This is a genomic window from Lysinibacillus sp. GbtcB16, assembly GCF_019091145.1.
In the GTDB taxonomy this organism is placed as follows: Bacteria; Bacillota; Bacilli; order Bacillales_A; family Planococcaceae; genus Lysinibacillus; species Lysinibacillus fusiformis.
Genome location: NZ_JAGXJV010000409.1, coordinates 1 through 270 on the forward strand (window position 1 = coordinate 1; position 270 = coordinate 270).

Sequence of the window (270 nt, forward strand, 5' to 3'; positions counted from 1 at the left end):
GTACGAGTACTACTTCCGGATTTATGAACGCAAACAATAAAGGCCCTGAGTTCCTCGTCCAACTGGACGAAGAGCTCAAGGCCTTTTTTTTAGCCACGTTTTCTAGTTAACGAAACGATCAAGGATAATGCGCCCAACACGACAGCCGCGATGGATAGATACAGCGGCGTCTTGGATTCAGAGCTGCCTGCAGCAGCCGGGGCCGAGCCTGCTACGACATTGCCGTGGCTGTCCGTGCTCGCGCCGGCTTTAGCTTTCACCGTCGTGACG

The 270-nt window shown here is 54.1% G+C and carries 1 pseudogene; it reads right to left on the bottom strand.

What is annotated here, in order from left to right:
* Nucleotides 1–89: 89 nt before the first annotated feature.
* A pseudogene (locus KVT27_RS24725) lies at nucleotides 90–270 on the bottom strand (YcnI family copper-binding membrane protein); the annotation flags it as partial.